This is a genomic window from Cryobacterium sp. PH31-AA6 (assembly GCF_030063195.1).
Classification (GTDB): Bacteria; Actinomycetota; Actinomycetes; order Actinomycetales; family Microbacteriaceae; genus Cryobacterium.
Window position 1 is genome coordinate 21,353 of the sequence record NZ_JASISS010000018.1, and the last position, 19,520, is coordinate 40,872.

Annotated in this window: 14 protein-coding genes and 1 pseudogene; 7 read left to right on the plus strand and 8 right to left on the minus strand. The window is 69.5% G+C overall.

The window, feature by feature from the left end:
- Positions 1 to 115 precede the first annotated feature (115 nt).
- The 3 genes from QMG61_RS12365 to QMG61_RS12375 all read right to left on the minus strand — a co-directional run bounded on the left by QMG61_RS12365 (position 116) and on the right by QMG61_RS12375 (position 4,160).
- Positions 116 to 1,768 (minus strand): DUF7059 domain-containing protein, encoded by a 1,653-nt coding sequence (locus QMG61_RS12365; RefSeq protein WP_283494628.1) that lies wholly within the window; start codon positions 1,766 to 1,768, stop codon positions 116 to 118.
- Positions 1,769 to 1,972: 204 nt separating this feature from the next.
- A complete protein-coding gene (locus QMG61_RS12370) occupies positions 1,973 to 2,809 on the minus strand; it encodes an SDR family oxidoreductase (protein ID WP_283494629.1) in 837 nt (278 codons plus the stop codon).
- Positions 2,810 to 3,062: 253 nt separating this feature from the next.
- On the minus strand, positions 3,063 to 4,160 hold the full coding sequence (locus QMG61_RS12375; RefSeq protein WP_283494630.1) for a LacI family DNA-binding transcriptional regulator: 1,098 nt from the start codon (positions 4,158 to 4,160) through the stop codon (positions 3,063 to 3,065).
- 266 nt (positions 4,161 to 4,426) lie between these two features.
- Here QMG61_RS12375 and QMG61_RS12380 point away from each other — a divergent pair, with 266 nt between their 5' ends.
- From QMG61_RS12380 to QMG61_RS12395, 4 genes and pseudogenes are all read left to right on the plus strand, one after another.
- Positions 4,427 to 5,686, plus strand: a complete 1,260-nt coding sequence (locus QMG61_RS12380) for a sugar ABC transporter substrate-binding protein (RefSeq protein WP_283494631.1) — start codon at positions 4,427 to 4,429, stop codon at positions 5,684 to 5,686.
- Between the two features lie 6 nt (positions 5,687 to 5,692).
- A pseudogene (locus tag QMG61_RS12385) lies at positions 5,693 to 6,838 on the plus strand (carbohydrate ABC transporter permease).
- Positions 6,839 to 6,924: 86 nt separating this feature from the next.
- Positions 6,925 to 7,725: a carbohydrate ABC transporter permease gene (locus tag QMG61_RS12390; RefSeq protein ID WP_283494660.1), complete on the plus strand. Its 801-nt coding sequence runs from the start codon at positions 6,925 to 6,927 to the stop codon at positions 7,723 to 7,725.
- 128 nt (positions 7,726 to 7,853) lie between these two features.
- Positions 7,854 to 9,929 (plus strand): glycogen debranching N-terminal domain-containing protein, encoded by a 2,076-nt coding sequence (locus tag QMG61_RS12395; protein ID WP_283494632.1) that lies wholly within the window; start codon positions 7,854 to 7,856, stop codon positions 9,927 to 9,929.
- A 34-nt stretch (positions 9,930 to 9,963) separates the two neighbouring features.
- On the opposite strand, the gene QMG61_RS12400 is transcribed toward QMG61_RS12395, so the two are convergent.
- Genes QMG61_RS12400 through QMG61_RS12410 form a run of 3 tightly spaced genes read right to left on the minus strand, consistent with a single transcriptional unit; the run spans position 9,964 to position 13,132 of the window.
- Complete coding sequence (locus QMG61_RS12400) at positions 9,964 to 11,112, minus strand: FAD-dependent oxidoreductase (RefSeq protein WP_283494633.1); 1,149 nt, start codon at positions 11,110 to 11,112, stop codon at positions 9,964 to 9,966.
- Positions 11,105 to 11,878 carry a class I SAM-dependent methyltransferase gene (locus QMG61_RS12405; RefSeq protein WP_283494634.1) on the minus strand — a complete coding sequence of 258 codons (774 nt, stop codon included), beginning with the start codon at positions 11,876 to 11,878 and terminating at the stop codon, positions 11,105 to 11,107. The genes QMG61_RS12400 and QMG61_RS12405 overlap by 8 nt, the downstream gene beginning before the upstream one ends.
- Positions 11,879 to 11,884: 6 nt before the next feature.
- Positions 11,885 to 13,132: a type III polyketide synthase gene (locus QMG61_RS12410; protein ID WP_283494635.1), complete on the minus strand. Its 1,248-nt coding sequence runs from the start codon at positions 13,130 to 13,132 to the stop codon at positions 11,885 to 11,887.
- A 132-nt stretch (positions 13,133 to 13,264) separates the two neighbouring features.
- On the opposite strand from QMG61_RS12410, the gene QMG61_RS12415 reads away from it, so the two are divergent.
- The gene (locus tag QMG61_RS12415; RefSeq protein WP_283494636.1) at positions 13,265 to 15,010 is read left to right on the plus strand and encodes a pyruvate dehydrogenase; all 1,746 of its coding nucleotides are present in this window, start codon (positions 13,265 to 13,267) and stop codon (positions 15,008 to 15,010) included.
- A 243-nt stretch (positions 15,011 to 15,253) separates the two neighbouring features.
- Here the strand turns inward: QMG61_RS12415 and QMG61_RS12420 are convergent, their stop codons facing one another.
- Positions 15,254 to 16,108, minus strand: coding sequence for a phosphatase PAP2 family protein (locus QMG61_RS12420; protein ID WP_283494637.1), 855 nt, complete (start codon positions 16,106 to 16,108; stop codon positions 15,254 to 15,256).
- A 102-nt stretch (positions 16,109 to 16,210) separates the two neighbouring features.
- Here QMG61_RS12420 and QMG61_RS12425 point away from each other — a divergent pair, with 102 nt between their 5' ends.
- Both QMG61_RS12425 and QMG61_RS12430 read left to right on the plus strand, forming a co-directional pair.
- Positions 16,211 to 16,423, plus strand: a complete 213-nt coding sequence (locus QMG61_RS12425) for a hypothetical protein (RefSeq protein WP_283494638.1) — start codon at positions 16,211 to 16,213, stop codon at positions 16,421 to 16,423.
- A 258-nt stretch (positions 16,424 to 16,681) separates the two neighbouring features.
- The gene (locus tag QMG61_RS12430; RefSeq protein ID WP_283494639.1) at positions 16,682 to 17,620 is read left to right on the plus strand and encodes a phosphodiesterase; all 939 of its coding nucleotides are present in this window, start codon (positions 16,682 to 16,684) and stop codon (positions 17,618 to 17,620) included.
- Here the strand turns inward: QMG61_RS12430 and QMG61_RS12435 are convergent.
- A complete protein-coding gene (locus QMG61_RS12435) occupies positions 17,550 to 19,370 on the minus strand; it encodes a stealth family protein (protein ID WP_283494640.1) in 1,821 nt (606 codons plus the stop codon). The two genes, QMG61_RS12430 and QMG61_RS12435, sit on opposite strands and share 71 nt — an antisense overlap.
- Positions 19,371 to 19,520 lie beyond the last annotated feature (150 nt).

The window sequence follows — 19,520 nt, forward strand, 5'->3', positions numbered from 1 at the left end:
CCAGTGCCGGCACGGACGCTCTCCTCTCCGAGCTTGACGGTGTGGTTGCTCCCAAACTACCTCAGGCGTCCGTGCATCCGCCGCCCCCGCGCGGCCGGGGCGCGTGCGCGGTTGGTCAGGCCGGTGGGAGCAGGAAACCGTCGCCGATGAGGCCGCGCACGCTGGGCAGGAGCTCGGCGGCGAGATCGCCCTCGTCGGCGTCCAGCAGCTCGGCGAGCGCCGACACGATCGAGCCGACGTCGAGGTCGCCGTCGCACGCGCCGACGAGGGCCGCGAGCGCCGTGTCCAGCGACACCGAGCGGCCGAATCCGCCGCCCTGGTGCAGGGTCATCAGCGTCGGATCCTCCTGGCCCGGCCAGTAGTGACGTTCCTCGGTGACGTCGGATGCCACGGTGAGCCTGGTGCGGGCCAGGCGGGCGTCATCCATCGCCGCCGTTTTGTCGTGCGCGGCCAGGCAGGCTGCCAGGTGGCTGCCGATGCCGGCCGGGTTGTGGCCGAGCGCGCCCGGCAGTCGCTCGAGCCGGCGGAGGGCCGTCTCGGCGCGGGCGGGACGGCGGAGGAGCATGTAGCCGAACCCCACCTGGCTGACGTCGCGGGCCTCGAAATCGTCCAGCCAGGCGCCGTAGAGCCGGTCGAAGTCGGCCGTGCCCGGCCGGGTGCCGCCGTCGCGGATCCAGGTCTCTGCGTAGAGCGCGGGAGACTGCACCTCGCGCTCGATGATCCACGCGTCAAGGGCGGGCGCGGGGGCTGGGGCGGCCGGCGCATCCGGGGAGTCGAGCCAATGGTCGAGGCGGCTGAAGGCATCCTGATCGGTGCGGTATTCCCAGTTGCCGAGCAGCTGGGCGATGCCGCCGGGCGTGAGGTGTTCGGCGGCGCCGCGCACGACGGCCTCGACGAGGGCGTCGCCGACCATGCCGCCGTCGCGATACTCGTAGCTGGGAACGCCCTCGGTGCGCGGGGTGATCACGAACGGCGGGTTGGAGATGATGTGGTCGAACCGCTCCCCCGCGACCGGCTCGAACAGGCTGCCGAGCCGGAATTCGATGTTCGGAATGCCGTTGAGTTCGGCGTTGAACGCCGCCAGTTCGAGGGCGCGCACCGAGATGTCGGTCGCGACCACGCGGTCGGCGTGCCGGGCCGCGTGCATGGCCTGGATGCCGCAGCCCGTGCCGAGGTCGAGCGCGGTGGCCACCCTGGCCGGGATCAGCAGTCCGCTCAGGGTGAGGGAGGCCCCGCCGACGCCGAGCACATGCGTCTCGCCGAGCGCGCGGCCGAGCGCGAGTTCGCCGAGGTCGGAGGCGATCCACCAGCTGCCGGCACCGTGTTCGTCGACGAAGCTGTAGGGCCGCAGTTCGATCAGTGGGCGCAGGAGCGCCGCCGCCTCCGGGGTTCCGGGGCCGCCCGGGCCGGTACCGGTCTCGGTTGCCGGCGCGCCGGCCGGGGCCGCCGTTCCGGGTGCATCGGCCGGAGCCTCGTCGGCCACCAGCCCGAGTGCCTGGGCGCCCACCACACCGAGCCTGGGGAGGGCCGCCGCGAGATCGGCACGCGAAACGGGCAGGCCGAGCACGAACAGCTGCGCCAGGGTCGCGGACGATTCCGCCCGCCCGAGCCTGACCCGGAGAGCGTCGAGCGCCCGCTGGGCCGGCACCCGCTGGTTGCGACGGAGCGCGGCATCCGCTTCTCTCCCCCACAGTCCGGTCAGCGCCGAAACGGAGTAGTGGGCGGCGCCGAGGTCGGCTCGGAGCTGGTCAACGAGTGCAGAAGTCACTGCACCATTCAACTGCACGCCGAGCCTCCCCTCCCCCGCCTACTCCCCGCCCGCCCCTGGCATAACTCCTGCTATTTATGGAGCCGGCATCCGCCTGCCCCGGAATCCCGGGCCGAAAATCCTGGCAGCCTCCGATTTGCAGGAGTTATGCAGGGTTGGGCGCGGGGATGCCTTTGCCGGGGCGAAGGTCACCCGGCCGGCCGGTCAGCGGGATCGGCGGCGTTCCTCGGCGATGCTGTTCCCGCCGTCGACGACGATCGTCTGGCCGGTGACGTAGGAGGCCCCCGGCGAGGCGAGCCAGGCGATCACGGATGCCACTTCCGCGGCCGTCCCGCTCCGCCCGGCGGGCACGAGGCCGCCTTCGATCGCTTCGCTGTCGAGCTGGGAGCCCGTCTCGATCCAGCCGGGGGCGACCGCGTTCGCCGTGATGCCGTGCTCGGCTTCGTCCACGGCGAGCGCCCGGGTGAGGCCGGCGAGCCCGGCCTTGGCCGCGGCGTAGGCGACATCGCCGCGCGACGCCATCACCGGCCCGCTCACGCTCGACACCGTCACGACGCGACCCCAGCCCGCCGCCCGCATGAAGCCGACCACGGTCCGGGTGGCGTGGAACGCCGTCGAGAGGTTGATGGCGAGGCCACGGTCCCACTCCTCCGGGCTCGTGGTCACGTCCCCGTGCAGCATCCCGGCGTCGCCGACCGCGACCATGCCGGCGTTGTTCACGAGAATCGTCGGGGCAAGGTTCGCGGCGGCCAGCGCCTCGGCGAGCACCCAGGCGCCGGCCGCGGCGTCGAGGGTGCAGACGATGCCCGTTGCGTCTACTCCCAGGCCCAGGGCCGCCAGCTCCGCGACGCGATCGTGCACCCGTTCGCTCGTCGCGGTGAGCACCACCCGGGCGCCGAGCTCGCCGAGCATCCGTGCCGCGGCGAAACCGATGCCGGATGCGCTTCCGGCCCCGGTGACCAGCGCCGTGCGCCCGGTGAGGTCCCACGCTGCGGGGAGGGCGAGGGTCGCGGGTGTCTGAACGGTGCCGGGGTGAGTCATGGCGTCACCCTAGCCGAGCATCCGCGCCGCCGACCGAAGCTTCCCGGGTCTTCCGTGCATAACTCCTGCAATTTCTGACTCCGGCTGATCCGCGCCTCGGAATCACGGGCAACTTCAGAAGCCCCCGGCCGAATTGCAGGAGTTATGCCCAAGACCGACGCAGGACCCCCTGTGCCGGTGAGGGGGCAGCAGGTGAGGGGCGGCTAGAGCCGGCCCAGGGTGATGGGGGCCGGCGAAAACCAGGTGTTACGCGTCAATTCGGGACGGGGTCAACGGCAGGCACTGCGGGCGAGCGGGTCGGGGTCCCGGCGGGGTCCATGGGGATGGCGGCGAACCGCCGTTCGACCAGGCGCGGCTTGACCAGCCGGTGGCGCGGCGCGGTCGACTCCGGTGCGGCGTCGATCCGGCCCTCGAACTCCCCGGTCAGCAACTCGAGCACGCCGGCGGCAACCTCGTCGACGGACTGGTCGACGCTCGATAGCCCGATCGCGGCGGCGATCGGCGTGTTGTCGTAGCCCGTGACGGGAATCCGCTCCGGGTTGGCGATCATGGCGCCGAGGGCGAGCGAGTCGCTCGCGCAGAGGACGGCGTCGATCCGCCCCGCGGCGGCGCGCAGCCGCTGCATGGCCGCCGTACCCTCGCTGACCCCGTCAGCGGTGACGACCTCGAGACGGGCGAGTTCAGCCTCCGGCACGTCGCCGCGTTCGAGCATGGCGTCGTGCCAGCCCCTCCGGCGGTCGTCACCCGTTCCGGACGGGCTCGGCCAGCCAATGAACGCGATACGTTTCGCGCCGGCCTCCTGCTGCGCCCGGGTAGCCGAGTGCAGACCATGCCAGCCGTCGACATCCACCCAGAGGTGTTCCGGCTGATTCAGGTCGTCGCTTCCCCACGGCCGCCCAAAGGTAACGAAGGCAATCTTCTTCTTCAGCAGCCATTTCGTGCGCGGATCACCGGCCGATGTCGACGTCAACACGAAACCGTCGACATCCGCCCCGTCGTTCAGGCGCCGGAACTGGGCGATCTCGTCCTCGGGGCTTGTTGCCGTGAACAACAGCACGCGCAGCCCCTTGGCGTCGGCCTGTTCGGTCAGGGCGTGCAGGAAACTGTCGAGCACGGAGCCCGAGATCCCGTCGATCATCGGGTCCAGACGGATACCGATCGTCGAGCTCCGTCGGGTGCGCAGCCGCCTGGCGGAGGCGTGCGGGCGGTAGCCGAGCGATTCGATGGCAGCCTCCACGCGCGTGCGCGTGTCCAGGCGCACGATCTCGGGTGAATTCATCACATTCGACACGGTCTGGCGGGAAACCCCGGCAGCCAGGGCAACGTCGGTCACCGTGGGGAATTCAGCCATTGCCGCTCCTGTCCGATAGCTCCCCGTGCCTTGTGCCGCGTGGGTTGAACGATAAAAGTCAGACTAGCGCGTTCGGCCAGTCCCACTCCTCCCGACCGCCCCGCGACCCGACGGCATCCCTCGACCTCGATCACGGATATTGATCGACCCGGCACAGCAAATATTTTATCGATCCAAGAAAACATTTGATCGATCAAATAAAGTCGGCTATCGTGACCATCACACACGCAAATCGCGCCATAGAGCGCGACCGAAGGAGAATAACAATGCAACGACGCAACTCCCGCTGGCTGATCGGATCCGGCCTCGCCCTGACTGGCGTCCTCGCCCTCAGCGCCTGCAGCTCCGGATTCAGCGGCGGCGACTCCGCGGGCTCCAGCGACGGCAAGCTGACGAGCGACTCAAGCAAGAGCCTCACCGTCCTCATCGGTTCGAGCGGCGACGCCGAGACAAAGGCGGTCAACTCCGCGGTCGCGTCCTGGGCGGCATCGAGCGGCACGGCGGCAACGGTCTCCGTTGCCAGCGACCTCAACCAGCAGCTCGCCCAGGGCTTCGCCGCCAAGAAACCGGCCGATGTGTTCTACCTGTCCACGGATGCCCTCGCCGGCTACGCATCGAACGGTTCCCTGCTCGCCTACGGCGACAGCCTCTCCAACAAGGGCGATTTCTACCCGAGCCTCGTGAAGTCCTTCACTTACGACGGCCAGTTCTACTGCGCACCCAAAGATTTCTCCACCCTCGGCCTCGTGATCAACACGGATGCCTGGGCGAAGGCCGGACTCACCGACGCGGACATCCCCACGACGTGGGACCAGCTCGAAACCGTGGCCAAGAAGCTGACCACCCCTGACCAGATCGGTCTCGCCATCGGTGGCGAGTACGCTCGCGCCGGCGCCTTCATGGCGCAGGCCGGCGGCAACCTCATGAACGAGGACAGCTCGAAGGCGACCGCGAACACCCCGGAGGCCGTCGCGGGCCTCACCGAGGTGAAGAAACTCCTGAACGACGGCGTGATGAAGTACGCCAAGGACGTGGGAGCAGGCTGGGGCGGCGAGGCCTTCGGTAAGCAGCTCGCGGCCATGACGATTGAGGGCAACTGGATCACCGGTGCCATGTCCAACGACTTCCCGGACGTGAAGTACACGGTTGCTGAGCTTCCGGCCGGCCCGGCCGGCAAGGGCACCATGCAGTTCACCAACTGCTGGGGCATCGCCGCCGACAGCCCCAACCAGGCCGCCGCGCTGGGGCTCGTCGAACAGTTGACCAGCAAGGACTCCCAGCTGGCCTTCTCCACCGCCTTCGGCCCGATGCCGTCGATCAAGTCGGCGGCTTCCGACTGGAAGACCGCGAACGCGGCGCTCGTCCCGTTCCTCAACGGTGCGGACTACGCCGTCGGCACGCCGACCGCGAAGGGCGCGGCGGATGTCGTGACCGAGCTGAACTCGAAGCTCGAGTCGCTCAAGTCGGGCGATCCCCAGCAGATCCTCGACGCCGCCCAGAAGAACCTCGAAGCGCTGCTGAAGTAGTTCGACATGCCGAAGCCCGCACTCACGTCACGCCGCTCCGGGATCCGGGGCGGCGAGGCCGCCTCGGGGTGGCTCTTCACCGCCCCGATGATCATCCTGCTCGGGATGTTCCTCGTCGTCCCGGTGCTCATGGCCCTGTGGGTCAGCTTTTCCGACTGGGGCGGCCGCGGCAGCCCCTTCGGTGGCAACGTGAATTTCGTCGGCTTCGACAACTATTCCACCCTCCTGGGCGGGGGCGGCCTGGCCGAACAGGACTTCGGCACGGCACTGCGCAATAACGCGTGGTACGTCATGCTGGTCGTCCCGATCCAGACCGCCCTCTCCCTCCTGCTCGCCGTGCTGGTCAACCGGCAGTTCCTCCGAGGCCGCGGCTTCTTCCGCACCGCGTTCTACTTTCCCTCGGTGACGAGTTCGGTCGCCATCACCGTGCTCTGGCTCTTCCTCTTCAGTGCGACCGGCGCGGTCAACAAGCTGCTCTCCTTCATCGGCATCAACGGGCCCAACTGGTTCAACGATCCGAGCGGGATCGTACACAACTTCCTGCGGCTGTTCGGAGTGACCCAGGGCCCCGCAGCCCTCACCGCCGGCTCGTTTCTCGGCGTCTCCTAGTGGGACTGGCTCTCCGGCCCCTCCGTCGCGATGACCGCATTCATCATCATGGCGGTCTTCACGACGAGTGGAACCTTCATGCTGCTCTTCATCGCTGCGCTGCAGAACCTCAGCGGCGAGGTCGCCGAGGCCGCAATGATGGACGGCGCCAACGGCTGGCAGCGGTTCTGGCGGGTCACCCTCCCCCAGCTCCGTCCCACCCTTTTCACGGTGCTGACCCTCGGGCTGATCGGCAGCTGGCAGGTCTTCGACCAGATCTACACCGGGACCCAGGGCGCGCCGGGTAAGACAACGCTGACCCCGGCTTACCTCTCCTACCAGACCGCATTCACCAACCAGGCCTGGGGACAGGGCGCCGCGATCGCGTTCATCCTCTTCGTGATCATCGTGTTCTTTACCCTGTTCCAGCGCTGGGTACTCAAGGAACGCCCGGTGTCCAATCGCCGGATGCGGCCATATCTCACGAACCCTGCCGCCTCGGTCGCCCTGGCGGCCACGGCAACGAAACCCGCCTCGACCACGAAATCCGGAGATTCACGATGAGCGCGCCAACGGTCAGCCCGTCCCGCAAGCTCCGTTCGCTCAGCCGCGAGAAGCTCCCCACCCGCGCCGTCGCCGGTCGGTCCCTGATGTATGCGATCCTCACGGTGCTCGCGATCATCTACATCGCCCCGTTCCTCGTGCAGGTCGCGACCTCGTTCAAAACGGATGTCGAGGCGGCCAGCAATCCCATCTCGCTGCTCCCCCAGACCTGGTCGACCGCGGCCTACCAGAAGCTCTTCGTCAACTCCGATTTCCCGGTGTGGTTCAAGAACTCCGCCATTGTCACGATCTTCGTCACCCTCGGGCGAGTGTTTTTCAACTCGCTCGCGGGTTATGCCCTCGCCCGGCTGCAGTTCCGCGGCCGCGCAGCAATCTTCGCCGGCCTGATCGCCGTGATGAGCGTGCCCGGTGTGGTCCTGCTCATCCCGAAGTTCCTTGTGATCAACCAGATCGGCATCTACGACACCTACGTCGGAATGATCGTGCCGCTCCTCACGGATGCCGCGGGCGTCTTCATCATGAAGAACTTCTTCGAGTCGATCCCGGCCAGCGTCGAGGAGCAGGCGCGGATCGACGGTGCGGGCACCTTCCGGGTGTTCTGGTCGATCGTGCTGCCGATGGCCAGGCCCGCCCTGATCACGATCATCATCCTGTCGTTCCAGGGCTCCTGGAACGAGCTGTCGCACTTCATCGTCGCGACCCAGTCCCCCGAGCTGACCACGCTCACGAAGGGGGTTGCTTCGCTCGCCTCCGGCCAGCTCAGCCAGGGCACCCAGTACCCGCTCAAGCTCGCGGCGGCGGCGATCATGACCATCCCGGTCGCCGTGATGTTCTTCATCTTCCAGAAACGGATCATGAACACGACCGACGGCGCGGTGAAGGAGTAGCAGCCGCGCCGCAGTCATCCGCCGACGCTGCCGGTGCCTTCGCCTTGCGTTCGCAGCGGCCTCGTCGGTCCCCTCTCACCGCCCAGTCAATGGGCATCCGTGTCACTAGCCAGGAGTCGTCCTTCACCATGTCCCCCCATCCTGTCCAGCCGTTACTCCACGATTCACTGATCGTCCTGGCCGCCCCGAGCCAGGCCTGGTCGGGCGCCGACGGCGGCACCTCGTTGCCGATCCACGGTCTCTATCACGCCGACACCCGCATCCTCGCGGACTGGAACCTCCTGGTCGGCGGCGCAACGGGCGAAGCGATCTCGTTCTCCCAGAACGGTGCCGGCGAGGCCACGTTCACCTCACTGCTCCGCCACCTCGACGACCGCAGCGCCGACCCACGGCTGCGGCTCGATCTGACGCGAACGGTGTCCCCCGGCCGGCTGTCCGAGCGGATCACGATCAGCTCCGGGCTCGACGCGGCTTTTGCGACGACGCTCGCGCTGCACCTGCAGCCCGACTTCTCCGACATGCAGACGGTCAAGGCCGGCCTCGCCGACCCGCACAAGCGGCACGCGTGGGCGGCGACCGAGCTGCCTGAGCCGCCCGTGATCTCCGTCGAGCGGGTGGCCGGCGGCATCCGTCTCGCGGCGTCATCGGTGACCGCGACCGCGCGATTCGGTGAGGCGACGACGACGGTTGCGTCGGCCGGGACCTCCGACCCGACTGCCGCTCCTGACTCGCCCCCAGCGGTTTCGGCGGAATGGTCCGTCGAGGTGCCCGCCCACGGGAGCGTCACCGTGGAGTGGAGCGTCGACGTTGCACACGAGGCGACCGTCGTTCAGGCCGCCGCCGGCCTCCCGGAGTGGGCCGGCGTCTCGGTTCAGTCCGGCGACGCCCGACTCGGCCGCTGGGTGCAGCGCGCACTCGACGACCTCTCCGGGCTCCGGATGGCGACGACGCAGAGCCCGGACCGGGCGTTCCTCGCGGCCGGGGCGCCGTGGTTCTTCACCCTGTTCGGCCGGGACTCGATCTGGGCTGCGCGGTTCATGCTGCCGCTTGGTACCGGTCTCGCGGCGTCGACGCTGCGCCTGCTCGCCGAGCTGCAGGGCACCGTCTCCGACACCGAGACGGCCGAGCAGCCCGGAAAGATCATGCACGAGTTGCGGCCGGACGTGTTCTCGATGCCGGGCGAGGAACTGAGCCTGCCGCCGCTGTACTACGGGACCGTTGACGCGACGCCGCTGTGGATCTGCCTGCTCAGCGACGCGTACCGGTGGGGCATGGCCGATGCCGAGGTGGAGGCGCTTCTGCCGAACCTCGAGGCCGCACTCGGCTGGATGCGCGACTTCGGCGACAGCGATGGCGACGGTTTCCTCGAATATGTCGACATCACGGGGCACGGCCTCGCGAACCAGGGTTGGAAGGACTCCGGGGACTCGATCCAGTGGCGGGACGGCACGCTCGCCGATGGCCCGATCGCCCTGTGCGAGGTGCAGGCCTACGCATACCAGGCCGCTATCGGCGGCGCCGCGCTGCTCGAGGCGTTCGGCCGGCCCGGCGCCACCGAGTGGCGGGCCTGGGCCGCGGGGCTCAAGACCCGGTTCCGGGAATCGTTCTGGATCGACTCACCGGATGGCCGCTACCCGGCGGTGGCCCTCGACGCGTCCAAACGCCCGGTCGACACCGTGACGAGTAACATCGGCCACCTCCTGGGCACCGGGCTGCTCAGCCACGAGGAATCCGCGCTCGTCGCGGCCCGTCTGGTCTCTCCCGAGCTCAACTCCGGGTTCGGGCTCCGCACGATGTCGACCGACTCGACCGGCTACTGGCCGCTGAGCTACCACGGCGGCTCGGTCTGGACGCACGACACCGCCATCGCGATCGCCGGGCTCGGCTGGGAAGGCTTCGGCGCCGAGGCCGGCACCCTGATCGAGGGGCTGCTCGCCGCGGCGGAATCCTTCGACTACCGGATGCCGGAGCTCCACTCAGGGGACTCCGCCGGCCGGCTCGCGACGGCGGTTCCCTACCCGGCCGCGTGCCGGCCGCAGGCGTGGTCGGCCGCCGCCGCAGTCTCGGTGCTCGGCACCGTGCTCGGCCTCGAGCCGGACCGCGCAAACGGTGCGACGGTGTCCACCCCGCTCAGCCCCGGCGTGGTCGGCGACGTCGTCGTGCACGGCCTGCGCCGCCCGCACGGCGCAGCCTTTCTCGGCTAGGCCCGGCCAGGGACGGGCGGCCGGGCAGGGGCGGCTAGAGCCAGCGCATGGTGAAGGCGCGGGCCAGGATCGCGCTCGCCGGCGGTACGGCGAGCGCGCGCACGAGGCCGTTCCGGGCCCGGAGCCGCAACCCGGTCGCCGGGCGGCCCATCGCCATGTTGAAGCCGGCCTGGCGCGCGGCCATCCGGGCGCTGCGCCGGCGGCGGCGGTCGTAACCGGCGAGCACGGCTGCCGCGGCGGCCGGGTCGCGAATGGCCCGCTCCAGCGCGGGCGCGAGCTGCAAGGCGTCAAGCCAGCCGAGGTTCATCCCCTGCCCGCCGATCGGGCTGATCTGGTGGGCGGCGTCGCCGACCAGCACGATCCGGCCGGCCACGAGCCGCCGAGCCAGTCGCTGTTGCACGGCGAAGGCGCTCGCCACAGCCTCCGTCGGCGGCAGCTCGATCCCCGTGCGATCCCGCACGAGGGTCGCCAGGTCCAGGCTTGTCGCGTCGGTCAACAGCGTCGGGGTCATGGCCACCCACCGTCGCCGCCCGCCGGGCAGCGGAAACGACTCGACCACCCCGCCCCGCTCGAAGAACAGCAGCGCTTCCCCGCCGTGCATGCCGTTATCGGCATACTCGCTCATCAGGTAGGTCTCACCACCGGTCTGGGCGGCGCAGCGGATGCCGAGCAGGTCCCGCACCCGGCTGCGAGCGCCGTCCGCCGCCACGACGTACCGCGCCTCGACGCGCCCCGGCTCGCGGGCGTCCCCGTCATCCGAGGCGAAGGCGACCTCGACCCGGTCGCCCCGGTCGCGCACACCGGTCACGGTCGCGCCGCCACGGAACCGCCCCGGGCGGAGCTCCGCGAACCGGGCGCGCAGCACGGCCTCCGTCTCGAACTGCGGCAGCGAGATGACGCGCTGGTACGGATCGTCGGTCTCGGCGAACCTCAGTCGGCCCAGGCTGCGCCCGTCGGAGCGCACCTCTCCCCCGCTGATCCTGACCGCCCGGTCGATGATCGTGTCCACCACGCCCAGTTGCCTGAGCGCCAGGAGCGAGGGCGGGTGGATGCCGATGGCCCTGGACCGCATCGACGGCTCGCTCCGCCGCTCGAGCACCTCCACGTCGAGCCCGCGCACGGCGAGTAAGCCGGCCAGCAGGATGCCGACCGGGCCCCCGCCGACGACGATGACGTCACGCATCCCCCGGCCTCGCACCCGTCTGCTCGGCGGCCCGACCCGCCGCTCTCCCCGACTCAAGGCTCGGCCGCGCAGGGGGCGCCCAGCGCAGCACGAGGCGCGATGGCCTCTCCCGGGTCACTCGCCAACCGGGCGGAACGACCTGCCGCAGCTCGGCCGCGGTGAAGCTGCGTCGGATCGAGGTGAGCCCGTCGTCGCGGATGAACGACCGGCGAAAGAACGGCCAGCTGCCCAGCCCGAAGCCGAGGTAGGCGAACCGGCCTCGCTCGATGTCGCCGTGCAGCACCCGGCCGGCGGCCAGGTGCTCCGAGTCCGCGAGCAGGCCGCCGAGCTGTTCCGCGGTCAGGTGGTGCAGCACGTGGTTGGAGACGACGAAGTCGAAACGAGCGCCCTCGGCGACCAGCTCGGAACTCAGCGCCCGCCGGAACGTGAGCCCCGGTATCGCCCTCAGGCCGGTGGCGTAGGCGTGGGCCCTGGCGTCCGGGTCGATCGCCGTCACGTTCAGGCGGAGTCCGTCGCGGGCCGCCCAGCGGGCGAGCGCCCTGGCCACGTCGCCGCCACCGGAGCCGATATCGAGCAGGGTGCGCTCTCTCGTGCCCGACAGCGCCGGCCGGATCTCCCGCCGGTACATCCCACGCCAGCCCGATACGACCGCGTTCACGAACCGGAAGTTCGCGTAGGTGCGGTCCAGCCGCTCCGGGTCGCAGCCGGGGTCGTCCATCAACTCGACGGCGTCGCTCGCGCGCCGCCGCAGGGAGGGGATGCCCACGTTGGACTATCCGGCGGTGACGGTCATCAGGCCGGACTCGACCGTGAGGCCAGGCCCGAACGCCATCGCGCAGACCCGTTCACCGTCGGCGGTGGCCGGGGCATCGAGGATGGCCTTGAGCACGAACAGGACCGTGGCGCTGCTCATATTGCCGTACTGGCGCAGGGTTTCGCGCGACGGCACGAGCTGCGCCTCGGTCAGCCCCAGCTTCGCTTCGGTCTTGTCCAGGATGCTGCGCCCGCCCGGGTGGATCGCCCAGTGCGCAATCGCGCTGCTCAGCGTCGCCGCGCCGACCCCCGACGGTGTCCCGGTCGGCGACTCCGCCGGCACGGCACCCGACCCGCCGGCCACCGCGCCCACCAGTTCACGCTTCAACTCAGCGGCCGGCGGCGTCAGCGCGGCGACGAGAGACGCGTCCCCGGCGAAGAGCGGCGCGAGGGCCGCCTCGATGTGTTCGTCGATGATGTGCGGAACGTAGGTGCTCAGCACCATTTCGAAGCCCTCGTCGCCGATCTTCCAGGCCATGTCGCCCTCACCGACCGGGGTGATCACGGTCTCGAACCGGTCAAGATCCAGGGCCACCTCGCCCGGCGCCGGCGAGCGGGAACTGACGATCCCCGCGGCGGCGCCATCGGAGAACAGCGAGGAGGCGACGATCGTGTCCGGGTCGTCCGAGGTGCGCAGGTGCAGCGAGCAGAGCTCGGCGCTGACGACCAGTACGACCGCGTTCGGGTCGGCCTCGACGAATTGTTTGGCCGTGCGCAACGCCGGCATCGACGCGTAACAGCCCATGAAACCGAGGTGGTACCGCTGCGTGGCCGGGCTGAGCCCCAGTTCGCGCACGAGCATGTAGTCGGGCCCCGGGGCGTAGAACCCGGTGCACGAAACCGTGACCACGTGCGTCACGTCGGCCGCGTCGATGTCAGGGCAGGCGGCGAGCGCCCGGCGTCCCGCCTCGACGAACAGCTTCGTGGCCTCGACGATGTAGAGCTCATTCCGCACCCGGGTGCCCGGCATCAGCAGGCGCTGGGTTGCGGCATCGAAGAACTGCGGGTCGGCTTTGTCCGAATCGAGGGTGAGCTCGTCGATCACGGTGTGCCGCCGGTCGATTCCCGACAGATTGAAGGATGCCGTCACCAGGCGTTGGCCCAGGCGGCTCAGTCCCGGTTGGGCCGCGAAGACGTCGCGCACCTGCTCCTGCACCAGGATTGTCGGGGGAACCACGGTCTGCAGCGCTCTCAGAGTCACGGACATAGCCCCAGTGTTACACGCACCCCCGCGTCGGCACAGCCCCCAATCCCGAGGCATAAGCTGGGAGTCGCTGGGGACGCCGTGGACGCGCGCCATCACCGTGCGAGCCGCATCCCATCTATTCGAGGGAGCTTTATGGCCACGACCGTCGCAGACCAAATCATCGCCCAGCTCATCGAGGCCGGGGTGCGCCGCATCTACGGCATCGTCGGCGATAGCCTCAACCCGCTCGTCGACGCCGTGCGGCGCAGCGGCGGGTCCGCGAAGGGCGGCATCGACTGGGTGCACGTGCGCAACGAAGAGGCCGCGGCCTTCGCCGCCGGCGCCGAGGCACAGCTCACCGGCGAACTCGCGGTCTGTGCCGGCAGCTGCGGTCCCGGCAACCTGCACCTGATCAACGGCCTCTACGACGCGCACCGCTCCGGAGCTCCCGTCCTCGCGATCGCGAGCCACATCCCGAGCGTCCAGATCGGCAGTTCCTTCTTCCAGGAGACCCACCCGGACCGGCTCTTCGTCGAGTGCTCCAACTACTGCGAGCTCGTCAGCTCGTCAGCTCAGGCCCCGCGCGTCGTGAGCATGGCGATGCGGCACGCGATCGGCCTCGGCGGGGTCGCCGTGGTCAGTCTGCCGGGCGATATCGCCGAACTCGACGCCGACGGGGTCGCACCCGCTTTCACCCTCTCCCTCCCCGGCACCCTGATTCCCTCTCCAACGGATGTCGAACGGCTCGCCTCCGCCATCAACAGCGCGCGGCAGATCGCCATCTTTGCCGGGATCGGGGTGGCCGGGGCGCACGACGAGGTCGTCGCCTTCGCCGACCTGCTGGCCGCGCCGATGGGGCACTCTCTGCGCGGCAAGGAATGGATCCAGTACGACAACCCCTTCGACGTGGGCATGACCGGGCTGATCGGCTACGGCGCCGCCCACGACGGCATGCACGATGCCGACCTGCTGATCCTGCTCGGCACCGATTTCCCGTACTCGCAGTTCCTGCCGGACGGACGGGACGTCGTGATCGCACAGGTGGACATCCGTGCCGAACATCTCGGCCGCCGCGCGAACGTGACCGTGCCCGTGCACGGTGACGTGGCCGCGACCATCGCCGCGGTGACCCCGCTGATCACCCGAACCGCCGACCGGGGCTTCCTCGAGAAGACGCAGAAGCACCACGAGCAACTGATGGAAAAGGTCGACGGCAACCCGCGCAACGTGGAGCGGCGCACCCCGATCCACCCGGAGTACGCGGCCGCGATCCTCGACGAGGTCGCCAGCGACGACGCCGTCTTCATCGCGGACACCGGCATGTGCAATGTCTGGGCGGCCCGCTACATCAATCCGAACGGGCGCCGGCGGATGCTGGCCTCACTCCTGCACGGCTCGATGGCGAACGCTCTCCCCCAGGCGATCGGAGCCCAGGCCAGCCATCCGGACCGGCAGGTCATCACGCTGTCCGGCGACGGCGGCCTCTCGATGCTGATGGGCGAACTCGTCACCGTCGCCGCCCAGAAGCTGCCCGTGAAGATCGTCGTGTTCAACAACTCGACCCTCGGCATGGTCAAGCTCGAGATGCTCGTGGACGGCTACCCGGACTTCGGCGTCGACGTGCCCGCGGTCGACTACGCCGCGGTCGCGAACGCTGTCGGCATCTACGGGCAGCGGGTCGAGGACCCCGCTGAGATCCGCGGCGCGCTCCTGCGCGCCTTCGCACACCCGGGGCCGGCACTGGTCGACCTGGTCACGGATCCGCTCGCGCTCAGTATGCCGCCGACGATCACGGGCGCGCAGGTGCGCGGCTTCGCACTCGCCCTGTCCCGCGTGGTGCTCAACGGCGGGGTCGGCGAGGCCGTGCGGCTCGCCCGCACCAACATCCACAAGCTGTAACCCGACCGGCAGTGCGGGCCCGGCGCACGGATGCCGCCCGGCCCCGGCGCGCGTCCGCGCCGGTTTCCGCAGACCCACGCAGACGAGCACCGCCCAGCCCGCGCCGGTTTCCGCACGCCGCGCCCGCAATGGCGGGCGCGGCCTGCGGAAACGGGCGCGGCCTTGCGCGGGGGCCGGGCGGTCGAGCGGGCTGGCGCGGTCCGGGCGGGCTGTCAGGGGCGAGGCAGGGCGAGGCAGGGCGGGTCAGGGCAACCGGGAGAACAGCCGCGTTGCCGTGAGCGCGACGGCGAAGCCGGAGGCGATGATCGCGGCCACCCCGCCGATGTAGGCGATCAGGGGGCCGGGCGTCGTGCCGAAGGCCCTGAAGAACGTCACCAGGAAAGCGGAGATGGCCACGACGAGGAAAGGCACCAATATCTTCACCTGCATCCGCGCGCCCACCGCCGGCACGGGCTCGATCGTGGTCGGGTCGTCGCCGCGCCACACGGTCAGCGCGACACCGCCGGCGCACCCCCAGACGGCGACGACCAGCAGGGCCGCGATCACGTCGCTCGGTCGGTGCCAGCCGTTGGCGAGGGTCGACACGCCCGCGACCACCGCGAAGGCCGCGCCCGCGAGTGCGCTCAGCCACCGGGTGCGGGGGCTGGAAACGAGGAAGACGGCGAGGGCGGATGCCGCGGCCACGGTCGTATGCCCGGAGGGGAACGAATTGGCGGCGTAGCCGTCGACTCCGAGATCGGGCCGGGTCAGCAGCCAGCCCTTGAGAATCTGGGTGGTCAGCACCGCGCCGAGCGCCGAGCCGACCGCGACGATCAGGGTGTGCAGGTTGCGTCGGACGGCGGTGAGGATGCCGGCCACCGTCGCCCCGGCGACCACGGAGACCAGTGGCAGGGCGTCGAGCACCTGCTGGGTAAACGGGGTCACGCTGCGACGCCCGAACTCGGCTCCGTCGAAGGCGAGCTGGTCCATGGTCTGGCCGGCGAGGGTGCGCACGGAGAACAGGTAGATCACGACCAGGACCGCGATCGAGAAGAAAGCACCAACGAGATAACGGAGGGGACTGGTGGTCGAGGTGGTGCGCACATTCCAGCTTCGCATGCCGGGGCGCAGAACACCTCACCGGGGGCGGTACACGGGCGCGTTCGCGCACAGCGAGGGCGGAACCCTTGACTGGCCGGCGGGTCGGCGTAGCGTGGAAGCATGTTCAACTGGCACTGGGGCCGGGCGAAGGCCGACCGCGCACACGACACCCGCGGCTTCGGCCTGGGTGGTTTCTCCGGGCTCGAGGGCGACTTCGAGGCCGAACGGCGGCGCGCCGCGGCGGCTTCCGACGAGCCGATCGAACCGTATGAGCAGGACCAGATCGACAAGCCCAACCTGCCAGGTTCCTCCTCCGGGCTGACCCACCCCTGACCGGACCGCCCGGCGCCGACACGCCCGGCATGCCCACACCCCGACCTGAGCTTCGCTCAGCGCGAACAAGGCCGGAGGCGGCAGGAAGTCCGTGTCCATTGAGCGGAAAACGGGCGGACCCAGGAGTTTATCCCCCGGAGCCTTGCCCGCTATTCGCGTGGCGTACACCGAATGTTCAAGAAGTACTGGTCGAATAAACGGAGTAGAGTCAGCGCACTCACCGAAGAGTGCCCCTAGTACCAAACGAATGGAAGCTCCGTGAACATTCGCACGGCCGAATACCCCAGGCCGGACCATTTCCTGCTTCACCTCAGTGACACGCACCTGCTCGCACAGGGCGAGCGCTTGTATGACCAGGTCGACAGCACAGCGCATCTCGCCCGGCTGTTCGCCGAGGTCGAGGCCTCGAGCGGGCGACCGGAGGCCATCATCATCACCGGCGACCTGGCCGACAAGGGTGAGCCGGATGCCTATCGCACCCTGCGCTCCATCGTCGAGCCGGCCGCGGCCAGGCTCGGATCCCGGGTGATCTGGGTGATGGGCAACCACGACGACCGGGCGGCGTTCCGCACGACCCTGCTCGGCGAGCCGGCCTCCACCGCCCCGATCGACCACGTCGACTTCATCGGCGGACTGCGGGTGATCACCCTGGACACGTCGGTGCCCGGCCATCACCACGGCACCGTGACCGAGAGCCAGTTGGCCTGGCTGGCCAGGGAACTGAGCGTGCCCGCGCCGGACGGCACCATCCTGGCGATGCACCACCCGCCGGTCCCCAGCGTGCTCGACCTGGCCGTCTCGGTCGAGCTGCGCGACCAGGCCGCGCTGGCCCGGGTGCTCCGCGGGACCGATGTGCGCAGCATCCTCGCCGGTCACCTGCACTATTCCTCAACGGCGATGTTCGCCGGCATCCCCGTGTCGGTCGCGTCGGCCACCTGCTACACCCAGGATCTCAACGTTCCCGTCGGCGGCACGCGCGGCCAGGACGGCGCCCGCGCCTTCAACCTCGTGCACGTGTACGCGGACACCGTGCTGCACTCGGTCGTACCGCTCGGCAGCTACCAGGCGCTGGAATACATCGACCCGGCGCAGAGCAGCAAGCGCCTGGCCGACTCCGGCATTGAGATCATGCCCGCGGGTACTCTGCCAGCGTTCCGTGAACCCCCGATGACCACGCCGATCCGGGTTCTGAGCTAACCGCGGAGGCACCGGGGCTGAGCCGGTCGTTCGCCGGGTGCTCCCGCTCCCAGGGAGCCACGATCGGGAAGTAGCGTTCGAGGAAGTCGGTGACCGCCGCGCGGCGCACCTCGTCGGAGATCTCGGGGAAGCTGCCGTCGTTGAGGCAGAACATGTCCTGGTCGCGGCGTTTGCGCAGCTTGTTCATCTGGCGCAACGCGAGCTTCAGGGTGGTCTCGACGTAGAGCGAGCGCGCCTGGGTCTGCTCGACCGCGCGACCGGTCATCAGCGCGTAGTAGTGGTAGAGCGAGTTCGTGACCGAGATGTCGGTCGCCGAACGGAACCGGCTGGCCGCGGTGCGGGCGAAGTCTTCGGGGAATTCCGCTTCGAGCTCGCTCAGCACGCTCTTACGCAGGGGCGCGGCCGTGTGCTCAAGGTGCCGTGTGGTGACCTTCCCGAACCGTTCGCGCAGCAGCGCCCGGTTGACCCTGGCCGCATTCTCGAAGCCGCTCCGGGTGGGGTCGTTGTCGCCGAGCCCGATCCGGGTGGACGCCTCGACGAACTTGGTGATCCCGCCCGGAGAGAAGAAGAGTTCCGGGCCGACCGGGCGGCCGAAGAACATGTCATCGTTGGAATAGAGGAAGTGCTCGGCCAACCCGGGAATGTGGTGCAGCTGGCTTTCGACCGCGTGCGAGTTATGCGTGGGCAGCGCGCTGGTGTCGGGGAAGAAATCCTCGCTGCGCATGATCGTCACGCGCGGGTGCTCCGCCAGCCACTCCGGCGCGGGCGAGTCGGTGGCGATGAAGATGCGGCGCACCCAGGGCGCGAACATGTAAACGCTGCGGAGCGCGTACTTGAGTTCGTCGATCTGGCGGAACCGGGCGTCCGAGTCGTCCCCCGCGCCAACGACATAGGCCTGCATGCGCTTGGCGCGTTCGCGCTGGAAGTCGCTGGATGAACCGTCGACCCAGGAGAAGACCAGGTCGATGTCGAAACTGATGTCGCTGGCCAGGTCGTCGAACATGTGCTGCAGGGTGCGCCAGCTGCGACCGAAGAGGTCGATGGTCGTCTCGCGGGCCTCGCCGCGGGGCAACCGGGTGCGCATGAGGGAGTTCTCGACCGGCGCGACGATCTCGTCCTCACCGAAGTACCACAGCTCGAACTGGAAGGCCGTTTCGGCGCCGTAACGGAGCCGGCCGATCGGCTCGATCCGTGGGCGGTAAACCCGGAAGACGGATGACTTACGCAGCGTTGTCAGGGCGCCGTCGGCGAGAAGGAGCGGCAGTGCCGGGTCGCCGTCGAGCGGCTTCGCGTAGAACGGCTCGTTGGCGAACGCCTCGGCGAGGATGCGGGTGAGTTGCTTTCGGCGCTTGCGGTCCACGGCAATGGTCGGACGATCATTGTTGCCACGAACGAGCAGGAAGTCGATACCTGCCAGATCGAGGGCCCCTGCGACGGCGAGGAGGTCCTTGAGCATGGATTCGCGCGGGGTGAAGTGCCCGTTGACGAGGGCGATCTCTCCCTTGCGCACGACGAGGTCATCACGCTCGAAACGGCGAGTGCGGGCATCCACGGCGCGCAGCACGGGCTCGGGCTCGTTGCTGAGCGAGAGAACTGGGATGGATGCGGTGTCGGAGAGTGCCCGGCTCCGGGAAGCGTTCCCGACCGCGTCGGGCGGAGAGTCGGACCCGACGGAACCGACGGCGGCAGAAGCGGTGCTGTTTCCGGTGGGGGCATGCCGGTCGGCAGCGGGGCGATTGTGATCAGCCATGATCCTCCTCTGGGAATTGGGAACACTCGGACGCGGGGTTCACCAGCGGGAAGAGTGCGTCCGTCTTGTTGCGCGGCAGCTCACCCGTCCTGAAACCAGATGCGAAGCAGCCGGCGGAACGCGGTGGCGCTCCTCTCAGTGTACGTCGCG

Bases quoted from the DNA above. Each gene is read 5' to 3' on its own strand.
- QMG61_RS12370 (WP_283494629.1), bottom strand. From the start codon at position 2,809: ATGACTCACCCCGGCACCGTTCAGACACCCGCGACCCTCGCCCTCCCC.
- QMG61_RS12375 (WP_283494630.1), bottom strand. From the start codon at position 4,160: ATGGCTGAATTCCCCACGGTGACCGACGTTGCCCTGGCTGCCGGGGTT.
- QMG61_RS12380 (WP_283494631.1), top strand. From the start codon at position 4,427: ATGCAACGACGCAACTCCCGCTGGCTGATCGGATCCGGCCTCGCCCTG.
- QMG61_RS12390 (WP_283494660.1), top strand. From the start codon at position 6,925: ATGTATGCGATCCTCACGGTGCTCGCGATCATCTACATCGCCCCGTTC.
- QMG61_RS12395 (WP_283494632.1), top strand. From the start codon at position 7,854: ATGTCCCCCCATCCTGTCCAGCCGTTACTCCACGATTCACTGATCGTC.
- QMG61_RS12400 (WP_283494633.1), bottom strand. From the start codon at position 11,112: ATGCGTGACGTCATCGTCGTCGGCGGGGGCCCGGTCGGCATCCTGCTG.
- QMG61_RS12410 (WP_283494635.1), bottom strand. From the start codon at position 13,132: ATGTCCGTGACTCTGAGAGCGCTGCAGACCGTGGTTCCCCCGACAATC.
- QMG61_RS12415 (WP_283494636.1), top strand. From the start codon at position 13,265: ATGGCCACGACCGTCGCAGACCAAATCATCGCCCAGCTCATCGAGGCC.
- QMG61_RS12420 (WP_283494637.1), bottom strand. From the start codon at position 16,108: ATGCGAAGCTGGAATGTGCGCACCACCTCGACCACCAGTCCCCTCCGT.
- QMG61_RS12425 (WP_283494638.1), top strand. From the start codon at position 16,211: ATGTTCAACTGGCACTGGGGCCGGGCGAAGGCCGACCGCGCACACGAC.
- QMG61_RS12435 (WP_283494640.1), bottom strand. From the start codon at position 19,370: ATGGCTGATCACAATCGCCCCGCTGCCGACCGGCATGCCCCCACCGGA.